The organism is Micromonospora sp. NPDC005161, from assembly GCF_053599855.1.
In genome coordinates, this window is sequence record NZ_JBSFYQ010000001.1 from 16,300 (window position 1) to 32,528 (window position 16,229).

Consider the following 16,229-nt stretch of genomic DNA (forward strand, 5'->3'; position numbering starts at 1 on the left):
GAACCACCCACAAAGGCCGGCAGACCAACTCGTCAGGGTTCCGTCGTTGGGCAGAGCAGCCGGTCCAGCAGCGGCAGCTGCAAGGGATCCAGGCAGAGCGTGATCAGGGCGGCGTCCGGCGACGGCGATGGACTGGTCGGCGCCGAAGCGGTCGGTGTGGGCGATGCCGTGGGCATGATCGGGCGGTTTACCGGGGGCGGGTTCGTGGTCGGGGCCGGCCCGGGCGTCGGCGCCGTACTGGCGGACGGGACCGGAGCGGTCGGCGGACCCACAGCGGTCGGCGGGCCCACAGCGGTGGCCGGTGCCGGCGCAACCGGAACCGCCGGCCGCACGGAAGTCGTGTTCAGTGGGGCGTACGGCCCACCGCCTGTGGTTCGGGCCGGCAGCGTACGGCCGACCGACCCGGCCCTCCCCCGCTCCGGCGCCACCGGACCGACAGGAAGAACCGGCACGAGTGCGTCGACAGCCGTCGGAGCGTCGGTGGTGACGAAGGCCCCCGCTTCTGCCCGCTGCACAGGGCCGGCCGTTTCCGGCCCGAAAGCTCCGGGGCCCAGTGTCGCGACCACCACCGTCGCGACCGCGGCGACGGCGACCACCCGGCGATCGGGGCGTACCGCCGTCCACGGCGCTTCCTTCGGCTCGACGAACGGCGGCGGTGTCGGCCGCGTGCTCTGGTGGGCGTCCAGCAGGGCGTCGACCTGCGCGGTGACGGTGGCGCGGTCTCCGGCAAAAGCAGCGACCGCGAGGGTGAGGTAGAAGCGAAAGTTCACCGCAGCGCTGGCGGGGACACGTAAGCCACCGAGTCGACTGTGGTCGTGCAGCAGGGTGAGGGGTACGTCGGGGTGGTGGGCGGGGCCGGCCAGGTCCGCGTACCGCCATTCGCGCCGGCGCTCGCCTCCGGCGAACGCCACCCGGTGGCTGGTCACGACGGCCATGCCGGCGTCGACGACCCGCAGGCCGTTCGGCAGGGGGCCGGCGGGTGTGTCGGCGAAGGTGGCGGGGCCCGGCGTCGGCAGGCCGGCGACGTGCCGGGCCTCGGCTTCGACCAGCTCCGCGATGGGGAGTACGCGGAAGACGAGTTCGTTGTCGTCGAGGTCCACCGGCAGGCCGGTGCGCGGCTGGGTGCACCCGAGGAACCCGGCGGCTTCGATCCGCAGCCGGGTCAGGTGGTCGTTGCGTCGCTGCCAGGTGTCGGTCTCGCTGCGGTACTCGCGCCGTCGCCGCTCGTTCTCGCGCTCGGACCAGGCGATCCGCCAAGGGGAACATGCCAGTGAAGTCACGGTCACACGCGGTACAACCGCTCATGTACGGGACAGGCAACGCGGACGGGATCGATGCTTCCCTTTGTTCCCGAAAGGAGAAAATTGACGAGCTAGAGCACCTCAAGCCGTGCCGTGGCGTCAGCGGGGACGATCGCGAAGTGGACGGTCCGGCCGGTCCTGCGCCGTCCGAGGCGGTGCATCAGTGGCACGAGCACCCCGTGCAGCAGCGGGTACTTGCGGCGCAGCGTGCGGGCGGCGGCGTCGTACTCCGGGCCGGTCAGCCGGCGGGCGGTGGCCTGGACCGCCGGGCCGGTCGGCACGCCGCGGGCGGTCGAGGCGGCCACGGTGACCGTCGGGTTGTTGCCGATGCGCCGGGTCTTCCAGGCCCGTTCGAAGCTGCGCACGTACGCCCGGTCGCCGGCCACGGCGATGCTCACCGGCGTCGCGACCGGGCGGCCGTCGCGGCGGTACGTCGTCAGCAGGACCGTCTTCTGCCCGCCGAACGGGGTCAGCTCCGGCGCGCTGGACTGCGAGACCGTGCCGAGCACCCAGCCCCGCTCCCGCCACCGGTACGCGAACGCCACCGCGGCCACCGCCACGGCGCCGGCGATCGCGGCGGTCTGTCCGGTGGTGCCGCCGAGGTTGCGGTCGGCGACGTGCACCACCGTGTGGGCCGTTCCGCCGACCGCGTAGCCGGCCAGCGCCACGGTGAGCGCGTCGGCCCAGATGGTGGCGAGCAGCAGGGTCACGCCGATGCCGAGTTGGAAGGCGCCGATGTCGTGCACGAAGTGTCGGTGTGGCGGGAAGTCGGCCCAGGCGCTGAACGAGGCCGGCGCGAGCAGAGCCCACACCCCGACGACCGCGCTGGCCAGGCCGAGCAGGGCGGCGGCGAGCCGCACGATTGTTCTCATACAGACCTGACGGGGCGACGCTTGCGGGCGTGACAGACCAAGAGCGGAGCCGGGCCGACGATCGACCCGGCTCCGCCACCTGTCACTACGGACGCAGTGCGGTGAAGAACTGCCTCAGCTCACCGGCGAGCAGGTCCGGCTCCTCCAGCGGCATGAAGTGCCCGCCCCGGCCGGGTTCGCTCCAGTGCCGGATGTCGGTGCAGGCCCGCTCGGCGATGGAGCGGGGCATGTTGGCCTGCGAGGGTTCGGTGCTCACCGTGAACGCGGCGGGCACGGTGATGTCGGGTCGTGGGGTGTTGTGGTCGAAGTCGACGTACTGCCGGAACGACGAGCCGATCGTCCCGGTCGCCCAGTAGAGCGTGATGATGGTGAGCAGGGTGTCCCGGTCGAAGCTGTTCGCCAGGTCACCGTGGTTGTCGCTCCAGTCCCGGTACTTGTCGACGAGCCAGGCGGCCAGCCCGGCCGGGGAGTCGACCAGCGCCGCCGCGAGGGTGTCCGGCCGGGTGCCCATGATGGCGCTGTAGCCGCCGTCGGTTTCGTCGTACGCGGCCTCGGCGTCCAGGTAGGCCTGCTCGGCCGCCGACAGCGGTCGGGCGTCGAAGCTGGCCGGGAACGGCGGGTGGATCATGTGGATGCCGGCCACCTGCTCGGGGTACAGGGCCCCGAGCCAGCCGGTGGCCACCCCGCCGATGTCGCCGCCGAAGGCGCCGTAACGCTCGTAGCCGAGCACGTCGGTCATCAGCTCGTGCAGCGTCCGAGCCAGAACCGCCCGGGTCACCGGCTCGTCCGGTACGTCGGAGAAGCCGAAGCCGGGCAGCGACGGCACCACCACGTCGAAGGCGCCACCATGCCCGGCGGGGTCGGTGAGCCGGTCGACCAGCGGCAGCATCTCGACGAAGCTGCTGGGCCAGCCGTGGCTGAGGATCAGCGGCAGCGTCGCGGGCGCGCCGGCCGGACGTTCCGCGCGGACGTGCAGGAAGTGCAGCTTCCGGCCGCCGACGACGGCCAGGTGGTGCGGGTACGCGTTGAGCTCCGCTTCGCGGGCCCGCCAGTCGAACCCGTCGCGCCAGTAGGACACCAGGTCCCGCAGGTAGTCGGGGTCGGCGCCGCCCTGCCACGGTTGGTGGCCGCTGCGGTCGATGAAGCGGGTACGGGCCAGCCGGGCCCGCAGGTCGTCGAGGACCGCATCGGATACGTCGATGCGGAACGGGGAGAAGGTCATTGGTCCTCCGAACAGGAGGGCGCTCCCCGACGCGAAAGGTCAGCTGAGGGGGACGGCCGAGAAGAGCGCCCAGGAATGACGGTTGGCGATCACCGGGCTCACCTCCTCTCGTGGCTGACGAAGATCACTCTAGCCCAGCGGGCCGGGCATCGGATTTCGGGCCGGGAATCGGGACGGCGCGGGCGGCGGGTACGCCTCGCAGTGCTCGGTCCACTGCTCGGCGGCGACGGCCAGCACGTCCGCGGAGACGGTGAGGATCAACGGGTAGACCGCGGTGGACGGTCGGCGCATCCACGGCGGCAGTGACTCGGCGGAGAACTCCACGATCAGCTCCAACCGGCGGCGGCGGATCACCCGGCTCCGCAGGGCCAGGTTGGGTTCGGTGAAACGGACCATCGCCGGTGCCGGGCTCGACCCGGCGGCCGCCTTCGCCTGCCCGCGCAGCCAGCCGCTCAGCGCGCGGGCCTCCTCGACCATCAGGCTCGGGTAGTGGTGCGACCAGGTCTGACCGTCGGCGGTGCGGGCGTCCACCTCGACGAGCAGCCAGTCGCGCCAACCGGGCGCGGCCCGGTCGGGGTCGTCGGGCGGGTCGATGCCGGGCTGGTAGCCGACCGGGCGGATCCGCACCCGGGCGCCGTCGTCGGACCGGATCTCCACCCGATGATTCTGGCCGACCGAAGACGACGGTAGTACCGAAGTCGGTATTAAACGGTCACTTCGTCACAGTTCGCCGCACGCCTCGGTGCTCGGCACACGCGTTCGACCGGCCGCCGGTCAGGCTGACCGAGCCGTCACGGCACTGCACCAGGTAGCCCCGGCCGGCCCAGAACTGCGGCACACAGTCGAACCAGTCACACACCTCGGCGGCCGGCCGGCGGATGCGGGTGCCGTTGCAGAAGTCGTACCCCAGGGGGTTCACCGGCGCCCCGCAGCGCGGGTCGCGCGTCGCGGTGGGCGACGGGCGCGGTGCCTTGAACGGCTTCGGCGATGTGCGGGGCGCCGGCGGTGTGGCCGCCGGGCGGACCAGCGCGGGGACCACGCTGGGGGTGGGCGCGGGGGTGGCAGCGACCGCGACCTCGGCGCCACCGGTCGGGTCCGACGGGTCCGACTCGATCAGCGCCGCCGGCACCAGGAGCGCGACGGCCGCGGCCACCGCGACGGTCCGCCGCCCACCGGGCACCAGCGCGGAGAGCCTGGCCTGCGCGGGCGTGGCCGCGGCCGGCCGGAACGGCTTGAGCTGGGCGTGCTCGGCGATCAGCTCGTCGAGCTGGGCGAGCACCGTGGGGCGCTGCTCGATCGCGTCGGCGAACGCCAGCGTGAGCTTGAACCGGAAGTCCGCCGCCGCGTCGGTGGGCAGCATCAGCCCGGAGGTACGCCGCCGGTCCAGCACCTGGATCAGGGTGACCGGCGCCGCCGGGTCGTGGGCCAGGCCGGTCATCCTGCCGTACGCCCAGTCGCGCCGGCCGCGACCGCCGAGCAGCACCAGCCGACGGCTGGTGATCACCGCCATGCCGGCGTCGGTGACCCGGACGCCGTCCGGGCGGCGCGGGCGCAGCGGCCCGGACGGCGGGGCGACCGTGAGATCCGGCGCGGGCAGCACCGTGGTGTGCCGCACCTCGACCAGTTGCGCGGCCGGCAGCGCCCAGAGCACCACCTCGTCGCCGGCCAGCTCCAGCGGCAGGCCCGCGCCGGCCGCCGCGGAGCCCTGGAAGTCAGCGGCCAGGGCGCGCAGCCGGCGCAACTCGTCGTCGCGTCGCCGCCACGCCGCCTCCGCGCCGCGGAACGTGCTGACCCGCCGAACGTTCTGCCGGTGCGCCCACCGGTACCGCCATGTGGAACCCGTCGAATCAGTCTTTGCCACGCCGACTCCTTCGCCGCGCAGGCCACCAACCGGGGTGTCACACGTGTTAACAGCGACGGCGCGCCACCCGGACACGCCAGAAAGGGGCGAAGTAGCCGATCGGCGGAACAAACAGCACGATAGGGCGATAGTGCTGCCGACGTTCATGCGGTCCGGCGTGCCGCCGGCCGCTGTCTCGGTAACGTCAGCCGCAGCCGGGTGGCGACGCCGCGACACCGCCGTGCGGAGGGGGTGACGATCGTGCCGCAGAGCATCCGGCCCGGGGTGGTGATCGGCGTCGACGTCGGCACCACCAGCACCAAAACCGTCGCGTACGACACCGGCGGGCGACAGCTCGCCAGCCAGTCGGTCGGCTACCCGCTCGACGGTCCGCAGCCCGGGTACGCCGAGCAGGACCCGCACCTCATCCTCGACGCGGTGCTGGAGTCGATCCGCGTGGTGGTGGCTGAGCTGGACGAACCGGTGGTCGGGCTGTCGTTCGGCTCCGCGATGCACAGCCTGATCGGGCTCGACCCGGCCGGCAACCCGCTCACCCCGTCGTTGACCTGGGCCGACGCGCGAGCCACCCGGCAGGCCGAGCGCCTGCGGGCGGTGCCGTCCGGCCTGGCCCTGCACCGGCGGACCGGGACACCGATGCACCCGATGTCGCCGCTGCCCAAGCTGCTCTGGTTCGCCGAGCAGGAGCCGAAACTCTTCGAACGGGTCGCCCACTGGGTCGGCATCAAGGACTGGGTGCTCCTGCGGCTCTGCGACGCGCTGGTCACCGACCACTCCGTCGCCTCAGCCACCGGCCTGATGGACATCCACAGGCTGGAGTGGGACAGCGAGGCGCTGGCCATCGCCGGCATCACCGAGGACCAGCTGCCCCAACTGGTCTCCACCACCACCGTGCTGCCCGGGCTCACCCCGCAGGCCGCGGCGGCGACCGGCCTGCCGCAGCGCACCCCGGTGGTGGTCGGCGCCGGCGACGGGCCGCTGGCGAACCTGGGCCTCGGCGCGGTGCGCCCCGGCATGGTGGCCTGCACGATCGGCACCAGCGGCGCCATGCGGGCGACGGTCGAACGGCCCGGCGTGGACCCGCTCGGCGGGGTGTTCTGCTACGCGCTGACCGAGGACCGCTGGGTCGTCGGCGGCGCGATCAACAACGGCGGCATCGTGCTCCGCTGGGCCGGTGAGGCGCTCGCCCCGGACCTGGGCGAGCGCTCCGAGAAGGAGCTCGTGGCGCTGGCCGCCCGGGCGCCGGTCGGCTCGGGCGGGCTCATCATGCTGCCCTACCTGCACAGCGAGCGGGCGCCGCACTGGAGCGCGCTGCCGCGCGGCGCGTACGTGGGGCTGACCCACGCGCACCGCCGGGAGCACCTGATACGGGCCGCGCTCGAGGGGGTCTGCCAGCAGCTCGCGCTGGTGCTCAGCTCCGTGCGCGCGGCCGGCAACGAGGTCCGCGAGATCCGGGCCGGCGGTGGCTTCGCGCGCAGCGGCCTGTGGCGGCAGATGCTCGCCGACGTGCTCGGCCTGCCGGTGAGCTTCCCGGCCGGGCCCGAGGGGTCGGGCTTCGGCGCGGCCCTGCTCGGCATGCAGGCGCTGGGGCTGATCCCCAGCATCGACGTGGCCACCGACCTGGCGCGGATTGAGGAGACCGTCCGCCCGGACCCGGCTGCCGCCGCCACGTACGCGGCGCTGCTGCCGCTCTTCGCCGAACTGTACGACGCGCTGGCGCCCACGTTCTTCTCCATGCGCCGGCTCGCGCCCAGCCTGCCCACGGAGCGCTTCCCCACGGCGCCACCGACCTGACAACCGCCCGGACGGGTGACGCCGATCCCGACGACCCCACCCGCCGCCCACGCTCCATATCGTGCAAACGTGAGAAAAAGCGACAAGAAGCACTCATCTTCTCAGCTGGTCACCCCCACCCGCGTACCCCGGAAGTGGCTGATCGCGGCGGTCGCGCTGATCATGGTCGCGACGACCGGGCCGGCCACCGCGGACGGTCCCGGCGCGGGGCCGGAACACCAGGGCGAGCCGGGGTACGGGGCCGAGCAAGCGGACGGGGTCGGGCAAGCGGACGGAGCCGACCCGGGGGACGAGCCCGGGGCGGAGCCGACGCCGGAGCGGACGCCGACCAGCGAGGTGTCCTGGCTGTCGTTCCCCGGCGGGGTGTTCGCGGTGGACTCGCTCGGGCACACCGTGCGGTACCGGGCCTGCGACGGCGACACCGGCCGGGTCGCCGACCCGGACATGCGCGTCGCCGCCGGGGTCGCCACCGGCGAGGTCACCGTCGAGGGCAGGAGCTACCGGTACCGGGTGCCGCTGATCGGGCGGAGTCAGGGCACGCTTGCGGTGACCCGGCACCACCACCCGCCGACCGAGCTGACCGGCATGGTGGTCACCAGCCCACAGCCGCCCACCGATCCGGTCGCGGGAGCCCGGCTGTTCCCGCTCAGCGGGCAACTCGCCCGGGTGGTCGCCGACGCGAGCCTCAACCCTGCCGGGGTCACCGTCCGGGACCTGTCCGGCCAGTACGGCGATCAGCAGATCGCGGTCAACGGCTCGCTCCGCCCCAAGGCGGCCAGCGTGATCCAACTGTGGATCCTGGTCGAACTGCTCCGCCGCGTCGACTGTGGACAGGTCTCCCTCGACGACGGCGTACTGGTCACCCCAGCCGACGTGGTCGGCGGCACCGGTCAGCTGCAGTTCGAGACGTTCCCGCAGGTGGTCACCCTGCACCGGCTCGCCCAGTACCTGATCAAGTACAGCGACAACATCGCCGCGAACGTGCTGATCACCTACCTGGGCGGGTTCGCCCCGGTCAACGCGCTGATCGACTCGATGAACCAGCGGTCCACCATCCTGGCCCGCCGGATGCTCGACAGCGCGGCGGCCCAGCGCGGCGAGGAGAACTACACCAGCCCCGACGACGTGGTGTCGTTGCTCGGCGCGGTCTGGGACGGCGAGATCCTCACCCCCGCCTCCCGCGACCTGATGATCGGCTTCATGCGGGAACAGACCCTCAACACCGAGATCCCCGCGGCGCTGCCGCCCGGAGTGCCGGTGGCGCACAAGACCGGTGACCTGCCGGACGCCTCGCACGACGTCGGCTACTACCTGATCCCCGGCTCGGAGACCGCCGTCGCGTTCCTCACCGCCGGGCCGATGGACACCGGCGACGAGACGGTCCGCCGGATGGCCCGCACCGTCTACGACTACCTGGTCACCCCGACGGACGGGGCCTATGAGGAGTGAGCCGGGCTCAGGCGCCGGGGATGTTCGCCGGCGGGTCCTCGCCGACCAGGTCGGCCGCCGGCGGCTCCGCCGTCACCGGGAGACCGAAGTCCGAGTACGTCAGGTCCAGCTGCGCGGTCTGCGACTGCTCGCTGGCCAACTCGATCCGGTAGCGGACCAGCCGCCCCTGCTCGTCGACGGTGGCGGTGAACGGCACTGCCGCGGCCCGGTCGCCGAGCACGGCCCCGACCCCGCTGCCCAGCACCGCGCCGCTCTCGCGCAGGTCCAACGTGCCGGCGTATTCCCGGACGCCGGTCTGCCGGACCTGGGCCGGCGCGGTCAACGTGCCGGCCAGTCGGGTGTTGTCCAGGCCCTGCTTGGCGGCGGGCGCGCCGGGGGCGCCGACGTGCCACCAGGTGCGGCCGTCCCAGACGGGGACCCGGCGGTCCGGGGCGGAAACCCGCACGTAGACGTCCGGCCCGGTGGTCAGGCGCTCGATCTTCACCTCGCCGGTCGGCACCTTGAGCGAGGTGGTCTCCAGGCCGCGCCGCGCCTTCGGGTCCCAGAGCACCACCGTGCCGTCCCCGCCCGCCTCCCCGCCGGCGCCCAGGGTCAGCTTGTAGGTCTGCTGGTCGATCTTCGTCGCCGCGGCGACCAGCACGCTGACCGGGTCGGTCGCGGCCGGGGCGGGTGACGCACCGGCCGCCGGGCGACCCGCGTCGGGCTCGTCGCCCCCGGCGACCAGGGCCCACACCCCGGCGGCGATCGCCACGACCAGAACGGCGCCCGCGGCGACCAGCTTCGGCTTGTTCACGGTCATCTCCCCCGAGCGGCGCGCCCGCCGGCCGGTGGCCGATCGACGCTGACCGCGGTGCGGTCCGGCCAGACTAGCCGGACCGCACCGACCCCTGTTCCCGGTCGCCTCCCGGCCGATCAGGCGCGGCTGATCGCGTTGGCGTGGATCGCCTCGTTCAGGTACGCCGCCAGCCCCGGGGCGATGTCCTCGTAGTGCCGGGTGAACCGCTCGTCGGCCAGGTACATGTCGGCCAACCCGGTGTGCACCTCGTACGAGCACTCGTAGAACCAGCGGCCGATGATCTGCCGGTGCTCCTCGGCCAGGTCCATCGCCTCGGGGCCGTCCGCCGGGGCGCCCGAGGCCAGCACCGCGACGATCCGCCGGCCCCAGTCCTCGTTCTCCGCCTTGATCCGCAGCCAGTCGTCCTTGGTGTAGCGCGACGCTCGCCGGTTCGACTCCCGGTACGCGTCGGTGTCGCCCCAGCGCTGCTCGGCCTCGGCCTCGTGCTCCTCGGGGTTGAAGTCGCCGAAGACCTCGAACCGCTCCTCCGGCGTGAGTTGGATGTTCAACTTGCTCGCCTCCATCGCGAACTCGATCGCCGTGACCATCTCCTGCAACCGCTTGATCCGTACCGTCAGCAGCTCGTGCTGGCGGCGCAGGTGCGCGGCCGGGTCGGCCGCCGGGTCGTCGATGATGGCGGCGATCTCCTCAAGCGGGAAACCCAGCTCCCGGTAGTACAGGACGAGCTGCAACCGTTCCAGGTCCGCGTCGTCGTAGCGGCGGTAGCCGGCCGCGGTTCGCCCGCTCGGCGAGAGCAGCCCGATCTCGTCGTAGTGGTGCAGCGCTCGTACCGTCACGCCGGCGACCCTCGCGACCTGACCCACCGTGTACGCCATGGTTCCCCTCCCTTCCGGGAACCAGGCTCCCGCCTGCCGCTACGTCAGGGTCAAGGCCGATTCTGACCCACCGTGCCCGGGCCGTCCGGCCGCCCGTACAGATAGCCCTGACCGCGTGGGCAACCGATCGCGGTGACCGCCGCGTGCTGGCGCTCGGTCTCCACCCCCTCGGCGACCACCGCCAGGTCGAACGCGCCGGCCAGCCGGGTGACCATCTCCACCGTGGCGTACGCCCGCTCGTCCGCCCCCAGCCGGGCCACGAACGAACGGTCGATCTTCAGCTCGGTGGCCGGGATGCGGTGCAGGTAGCTCAGCGACGAGTAGCCGGTGCCGAAGTCGTCGATGGCGATGCCGATGCCCAGTTCCCGGAGCTGGCGCAGCCGCTCCAGCACCGCCTCGGTCCCCTCGATCAGCGCCGACTCGGTCAGCTCCAGGGTCAGGGCGCGCGGCGCCAGACCGGCGTCGGCGGTGGCCTCGGTGACCGTGGCGATCAGGTCCGGCCGGCGCAGGTGCGCCGCGGAGATGTTCACCGCGATGGTCGCCTCCGGCGCCTGGTCCCGCCAGGTCGCCGCGGCCCGGCACGCCTCGTGGATGACCCAGCGGTCGATCGGCAGGATCAGCCCGGTCTCCTCCGCCAGCGGCAGGAAACGGGCCGGCGGCAGCGTCCCGAGCCGGGGGTGCCGCCAGCGCACCAGGGCCTCGGCGCTGCGCACCGCGCCGGTGGCCAGGTCGACGATGGGTTGGAACTCCAGGTGCAACTGCTCCTCGTCGACGGCCCGGCGCAGGTCGGCGATCAGCTCGGCCCGGGACACGGCCGACTCGCGCAGCGCCGGGGTGCACGTCCGGTACGCGGACTTCCCGGCCGCCTTGGCCGCGTACATGGCGATGTCGGCGTCGCGCAGCAGGTCGGTGTGGGAGGCGTGCTGCGGGCCGTACTCGGCGATGCCGATGCTCGCCGACGGATGCACGCCGACGTCCTCGTCTCCGTCAGAGGGTCGCAGGGCGTCCAGCAGCCGTTCGGCGAGTTGCTCCGGCGGCACCGGTGGGTCGCCGTGGACCAGCACCGCGAACTCGTCGCCGCCGAGCCGGGCGATGGTGCCGTCACCGTTGACCGCGGTCCGCATCCGGGCCGCCAGCCCGGTGAGCAGGGTGTCTCCGGTGGCGTGCCCGAACCGGTCGTTGACCTGCTTGAACCCGTCCAGGTCGAGCAGCAGCACGGCCACCGGGCGGCCGTCGCGCAGGGCCGTGCGCAGCCGCCGGTTGAACAACAGCCGGTTGGGCAGACCGGTGAGCTGGTCGCCGTACGCGAGCCGGCGCAGCCGGGCCACCAGCCGCAGGTTCTCGTTGGCGGCCAGCCCCTGGCGTACCGCGAGGGCCGCGACCAGCGCCATCATCGTCACGAAGAGCAGCTGCGGGGCCTGCCCGGTGGGCCGGCGGGCCAGGGCCACCGCGATGATCGCCCCACCCACCGGCAGGTACGGCAACGCCACCCGCCACCACGGCGGCGGCGACTCGGCCGTCTCGTCGGTGCCGTCGCAGTCCGGCGGCGGCGGGTACCCGGCGGCCAGGCCGATCAGCAGGTAACTCAGCGGCCAGCACAGGTCGATCAGATGACCGGCGGCGTAGTCGCCGCGCGCGACGAGCGAGACGTACCCGGCATCGGCGACCACCCGCATGGTGAGGCTGGCCGCGAGCACGCTCATCGGCCGCCACAGCGTTCGGGCCGGGCCGGCGACCGCGACCAGGATGGTGAGCTGCATCAGGTCGAACATCGGGTAGAGCAGTCCCAGCGTGCGGGCCGGGTCGGCCAGCTCGGCGGCGGCGACGTCACGGAACACCAGCACCCAGGCGATCGGCACCAGGGCCAGCGCGACGATCACCCCGTCCAGCAGCGCCCGGGCTCGCCCGACGGCGGTCCGGGGCGCGGAGGGTGAGCAGAGCAGCGCGGCGGTGCCGGTGAGGATGCCGGCGGTGAAGACCGCCCCGACCAGCGGGGTGTGCGGCAGGTCCCCGCCGCCGACCCGTTGCGCCGTCCAGATCGCCCGGCCGAGCGCGGCGAGCGCCATGGTGGCCGCGAGCAGCGTCCAGAACCGGCGCAGTGGAGCCGGGTGCCGGCGAGCCGCCCCGGCGCAGGCGCCGGTGGCCCAACCGGCGACCAGCAGCGCGCCCAGGTCGCTGACCAGCGCGGCGCCGGGTAGCGCGGCAACCAGCCAGAGCGCCTCCAGCACCACGACACCGGCCGCGGCGAGCAGGCCGGCGCGACCGGCCGGGGTTGGTACGACGGTCGTCGGTTTGGGTTCGTCCGACAGAGGGCCGACCGGCGGTGCCCCGGCCGACACGGGGCCGCTGGGGGGCGGGGCGGCGCGCGCTGAGTCGGCCTGCTTCACGTCCTGCGGCGGCACGATCGCTCCGGCTCCCTCTCATGCGGGCACCTCGACGGACGGTCCGGTCCCCGGCAAACCTGGAGAGCCTAGCCAGCGCCCGCGTGCCCTCGCCAGGGCCGAGCGGCGAGTTCCGGGCACCCCTGGCGGTCGCGTCCCCGACACTGCGGCCCCGGCAGCCCGGCCTTCCCGGTCCCGGCGGGCACGGCGGCACCGCAGTGGGACCCGGCACGGCCGAACGCCCGACCCCCGTCATGCGGGTCGGGCGTTCAGTCGGTCGAGTGCCGATGGATCACTTCTCGTCGCTCTTCTCGTCGCTCTTGTCGTCGGCCTTGTCGTCGGCCTTGTCGTCGGCCTTGTCGTCGGCCTTGTCGTCGCCCTTGTCGTGGCCCTTGTCCGACTCCCGGTCCTCACCCTTGTCCGAGTTCCAGTCGTCGTCCTTGTCGGAGCCCCACTCGTCGCTCTTGTCGGAGCCCCACTCGTCACCCTTGTCAGAGCCCCACTCGTCGCCCTTGTCAGAGCCGCTCTCGTCCCAGGCCCGGCTGTCGCTGGCGTCCCAGTTTCGGTCCTCGTCCTTCTTCTCCCGGTCCTCGTCGGTCTTGATTTGGCCCCGGATCTCGCCGTTCGGATACTTCTTGGTGTGCACGTTGACGTACGTGACACCGGCCTCGATCGCGTCGACGACTTCGTCGAACTCACCGGGTTCGATGCCCTGGTCGGCCGGGCCGACCACGTCATCCGGCTTGATCGTCCCCTTGATCGTGGCCGGAGCCTCGGGGCAGGCCTGGACGCCCTTCGACGGGCCACCCTTCCCGTCCTTGATGTTCGAGCACAGGAAGACCGCGATGCCGCCGCTCTGGTGCCGCCCACCGAAGTGGATGTGCGCCTGCTGGACGTCCTTCAGGTCGTCGTAGCTCAGCCGGTACGTGATCTCTTTGTTCCGCTCGTCGATCTTCGCCTCGAACCGCCCGTTCCCGGGCGTCGAGATCGTGAGCGGGTCCTCCTCGTAGCCGCTGAGTCTCGCCCGCACGGTCTCCTTCTTGTCCCGCCCCTTCTCATCCCGCGAGCCACTCCAGTCCCACGAGTCGTGCGATTCGCGCTTGTCGCCCGAATCGGCTCGCCCGTCGCCCATGGCCGCGGTTCCCACGGTGGTCGCGGCCACCGCCGCGCTGGCCGTTACCGCCAAAGCCCAGAGTCGAGTACGTCCCACCATCACTGCTGTTCCCTCCTAGACGAGGCCTGGGCCCGGTATCGGCAGGGGCACTTGACCACCCGTCAAGGGCGCAGGCACGCGAGGGCGGTTGGCGCCCTATGGTGAAATTGTTCCATGTTTGCCCGATACAGGAGCTGTCTTCCCTAATTCAGGCTGTCTTCCCTGATCCGACTGTCAGCGAGATTCATCGGGATTGCTCCGAATGGTCCGCTCTTCGGCCGCACGGGTGGTTCGAGGGAAGGCAACGACGAAGCGCCTGACCGCTGATTCCAGCGGTCAGGCGCTTCGTTGCGGTGGTGCGCCGCGAGGTTCGAGACCTCCCGGCCGACCGGGCCCCGGGTCGGCCGGCGGCGACTACCAGCAACTGAGACAGGTCGTTGCCGCGATCCAGGCGGCCGATCAGCCGCCAGCCACCGGTATGGGCGGTGGAGGTGGGTGTGCGACGGAGGTGGTCAGCGGCCGGCGGAGCGGTTCCAGGGCGAGCGGGGCAGCGCGGTGCCGGCCAGCGGGCGGCGGGCACGGCGGCGTTTCCGCCGCCCGGGCGTGCAGGGCGCGCGCGGGACGGTGTGGACCGGAGCGCCGGCAGGCGGAGGTTGACGGCCGATCAGCCAACACAGGAAACGGGCCATCGGCGGTTCAGCCCACCGGTAGGCGCTCGGCGTCGGACCTGGAGATCTCGTACTGCGCCCCGCAGAACGTGCACTGCTGTGCGTACCGGGTGCGGATCGGGATGAGGGGGATGAAGAAGAGGGTGAACCTGGTCGACCGGCGGGTGATCACCTGCGCGGCGTGGTTGCCGCAGTTGCGGCAGACCTGCTGTGCGACACCCAAACGGTCGGCCTTGGTACGGAGACCAAAGATGAAGAACATCGCACGTCAGTACCCAATCCGGCCCGGTAAATCACCCGTGCGGCCACCGGAAGCGCGGCGAGCGCCGGCCCGTGGTGCGGTGGGCCGGCGCTCGCGGGAGCGGTTACCGCGTCAGCTGGCCGCTGCGGTGGGCTGGGGCTCCAGGCCGGGCACGTCGGCGGCGAGCCAGATCGGCTGCCAGTCCGGCACCTCGTGGAAGCGGCGCAGCTCCGCCAGGCCGGACACCGACCCGCTCCAGGCCGCGTACGGGGGGTTGCCCTCGTCGAAGCCGCTCTGCACGAAGGTCAGCGTGGTCCGGCCACCGGACTCGGCCAGCTCCCAGGTCGTGACGCCGGTGGGTCCCCAGTCGACGGACATCTTCCGGCCCGGCTCCAGGTCGACCACCTTGGCCGCGTACCCGGCGTCGAAGCCGCCCATGGCGTACCGGCCGCCGACCCAGGGCTCGATGCCGATCGGGTAGCCGAACCAGGCGCTGGCCTGCTCGGAGTCGGTCAGCGACTGCCACACCTTGTCGGCGGGGGCAGCGATGACCAGCTCGCCGCGCAGGTCGGCGGACGTGAAGTCGGTGCGCGGCAGCAGCGGCCGGCCCTCCAGGTGGGCGGCCAGGTTGGCGACGGCCAGCGCCCAGTAGGTCTGGAACACACCGCGGATGCTGGAGCCGCTCATCGCCTCAGCGAAGTCGAAGTGGCTCTGCGTCAGCGTCAGCACGGTGCTGTCCGCGCCCTCGGCGGTCAGCTGGAACTCGGTGGTGGTCTCCACCCCGTCCAGCAGCCAGGTGAAACGCAGCGTGTGGTCGTCGGCGTGCAGCAGCCGCTGGTGCGGGGCGTCGCCCTCGGGGGTGTACCGGCCCCAGAACTCGTACCGCTGGGGCAGCTCGACCTCGGCGTGCTCGGCCAGCCAGAGGCGCAGCTCGGCCGGGTCGGTCAGGGCCTGGCGGACGCGTCCGACGGGCGCGGAGAGGCGGGCCTGCACCTTCAATGGTTCACTCATGGTCGTTCCCTTTCGGATAGCAGGCCACGGCGAGCTTGAAGGCATCCCCTTCGCTGCCGCCGTAGCGGGTGAACAGGTCCTGAAGTGCGGTTTGCAGGTCGTGCAGGAACTGCTGGCGTTGCTCGGCCGGCACCCGGATCTCGCCGGAGACCCCGATCGAGGGCAGCTCGGGCGCCGCCCGGTCCAGGGCGGCGACGTCGGCTTGGACCTCTTCCATCAGGTCCAGCAGGTAGCCCAGGCTCAGCTCGTCACGGGCCCGGCGCAGCCCGATCCGGCCGACCAGCCGGGGCGAGAGCCAGTAGGAGCGGGCGGCGGCCTGGTAGATGCCCTCGGTGATGCCGCGGACCTTGCGCTCGTTGACCAGCTCGACCAGGCCGGCCGCGACGAGCTGCTTGACGTGGTAGTAGACGCGCTGCGGCGTCTGGTCGAGTCGGGTCGCGACCTCGGTGCAGGTGCGCGGTTCGGCCAGTTGCCGCAGCACCTCGACGCGCTGCGGCTTGAGCAGGACCTCGGCCTGCTCGATCTGTTCCAGGTACAGGACGTCTCTCATGGCAAAATCAGTTTGTACGTACAAAACTTGTTTGTCAATCGCTTCGCGAGAAGCCGCG

At 72.5% G+C, this 16,229-nt stretch carries 14 protein-coding genes; 2 read left to right on the top strand and 12 right to left on the bottom strand.

All coding sequences use genetic code 11. The features are described from left to right. Nucleotides 1–32: 32 nt before the first annotated feature. The 5 genes from ACWD5O_RS00070 to ACWD5O_RS00090 all read right to left on the bottom strand — a co-directional run bounded on the left by ACWD5O_RS00070 (nucleotide 33) and on the right by ACWD5O_RS00090 (nucleotide 5,256). Nucleotides 33–1,280 (bottom strand): hypothetical protein, encoded by a 1,248-nt coding sequence (locus ACWD5O_RS00070; RefSeq protein WP_450084182.1) that lies wholly within the window; start codon nucleotides 1,278–1,280, stop codon nucleotides 33–35. 92 nt (nucleotides 1,281–1,372) lie between these two features. Next, nucleotides 1,373–2,173 carry a PPOX class F420-dependent oxidoreductase gene (locus ACWD5O_RS00075; protein WP_450084183.1) on the bottom strand — a complete coding sequence of 267 codons (801 nt, stop codon included), beginning with the start codon at nucleotides 2,171–2,173 and terminating at the stop codon, nucleotides 1,373–1,375. A gap of 85 nt (nucleotides 2,174–2,258) precedes the next feature. Further along, a complete protein-coding gene (locus ACWD5O_RS00080) occupies nucleotides 2,259–3,395 on the bottom strand; it encodes an epoxide hydrolase family protein (RefSeq protein ID WP_450084184.1) in 1,137 nt (378 codons plus the stop codon). Between the two features lie 129 nt (nucleotides 3,396–3,524). Beyond that, on the bottom strand, nucleotides 3,525–4,052 hold the full coding sequence (locus tag ACWD5O_RS00085) for a WapI family immunity protein (protein ID WP_450084185.1): 528 nt from the start codon (nucleotides 4,050–4,052) through the stop codon (nucleotides 3,525–3,527). 55 nt (nucleotides 4,053–4,107) lie between these two features. Further along, nucleotides 4,108–5,256 carry a hypothetical protein gene (locus ACWD5O_RS00090; protein ID WP_450084186.1) on the bottom strand — a complete coding sequence of 383 codons (1,149 nt, stop codon included), beginning with the start codon at nucleotides 5,254–5,256 and terminating at the stop codon, nucleotides 4,108–4,110. A 240-nt stretch (nucleotides 5,257–5,496) separates the two neighbouring features. On the opposite strand from ACWD5O_RS00090, the gene ACWD5O_RS00095 reads away from it, so the two are divergent. Both ACWD5O_RS00095 and ACWD5O_RS00100 read left to right on the top strand, forming a co-directional pair. After that, nucleotides 5,497–7,047 carry a gluconokinase gene (locus ACWD5O_RS00095; protein WP_354962837.1) on the top strand — a complete coding sequence of 517 codons (1,551 nt, stop codon included), beginning with the start codon at nucleotides 5,497–5,499 and terminating at the stop codon, nucleotides 7,045–7,047. A 69-nt stretch (nucleotides 7,048–7,116) separates the two neighbouring features. Next, nucleotides 7,117–8,496: a serine hydrolase gene (locus ACWD5O_RS00100; RefSeq protein WP_450084187.1), complete on the top strand. Its 1,380-nt coding sequence runs from the start codon at nucleotides 7,117–7,119 to the stop codon at nucleotides 8,494–8,496. Nucleotides 8,497–8,503: 7 nt separating this feature from the next. Here the strand turns inward: ACWD5O_RS00100 and ACWD5O_RS00105 are convergent, their stop codons facing one another. From ACWD5O_RS00105 to ACWD5O_RS00135, 7 genes are all read right to left on the bottom strand, one after another. After that, nucleotides 8,504–9,289: a hypothetical protein gene (locus tag ACWD5O_RS00105; protein WP_387323511.1), complete on the bottom strand. Its 786-nt coding sequence runs from the start codon at nucleotides 9,287–9,289 to the stop codon at nucleotides 8,504–8,506. 119 nt (nucleotides 9,290–9,408) lie between these two features. Then, on the bottom strand, nucleotides 9,409–10,167 hold the full coding sequence (locus ACWD5O_RS00110; RefSeq protein ID WP_450084188.1) for a MerR family transcriptional regulator: 759 nt from the start codon (nucleotides 10,165–10,167) through the stop codon (nucleotides 9,409–9,411). A gap of 50 nt (nucleotides 10,168–10,217) precedes the next feature. Further along, nucleotides 10,218–12,569: a putative bifunctional diguanylate cyclase/phosphodiesterase gene (locus ACWD5O_RS00115; RefSeq protein WP_450084189.1), complete on the bottom strand. Its 2,352-nt coding sequence runs from the start codon at nucleotides 12,567–12,569 to the stop codon at nucleotides 10,218–10,220. A 271-nt stretch (nucleotides 12,570–12,840) separates the two neighbouring features. Next, on the bottom strand, nucleotides 12,841–13,734 hold the full coding sequence (locus ACWD5O_RS00120; protein WP_450084190.1) for a CHRD domain-containing protein: 894 nt from the start codon (nucleotides 13,732–13,734) through the stop codon (nucleotides 12,841–12,843). A gap of 663 nt (nucleotides 13,735–14,397) precedes the next feature. Next, nucleotides 14,398–14,631 carry a zinc-ribbon domain-containing protein gene (locus ACWD5O_RS00125; protein ID WP_354962831.1) on the bottom strand — a complete coding sequence of 78 codons (234 nt, stop codon included), beginning with the start codon at nucleotides 14,629–14,631 and terminating at the stop codon, nucleotides 14,398–14,400. A 111-nt stretch (nucleotides 14,632–14,742) separates the two neighbouring features. Further along, nucleotides 14,743–15,621, bottom strand: a complete 879-nt coding sequence (locus tag ACWD5O_RS00130; protein WP_450084191.1) for an SRPBCC domain-containing protein — start codon at nucleotides 15,619–15,621, stop codon at nucleotides 14,743–14,745. Next, nucleotides 15,614–16,171, bottom strand: coding sequence for a helix-turn-helix domain-containing protein (locus ACWD5O_RS00135; RefSeq protein ID WP_450084192.1), 558 nt, complete (start codon nucleotides 16,169–16,171; stop codon nucleotides 15,614–15,616). Before ACWD5O_RS00135 ends, ACWD5O_RS00130 begins: the two co-directional genes overlap by 8 nt. Between the last annotated feature and the right edge of the window lie 58 nt (nucleotides 16,172–16,229).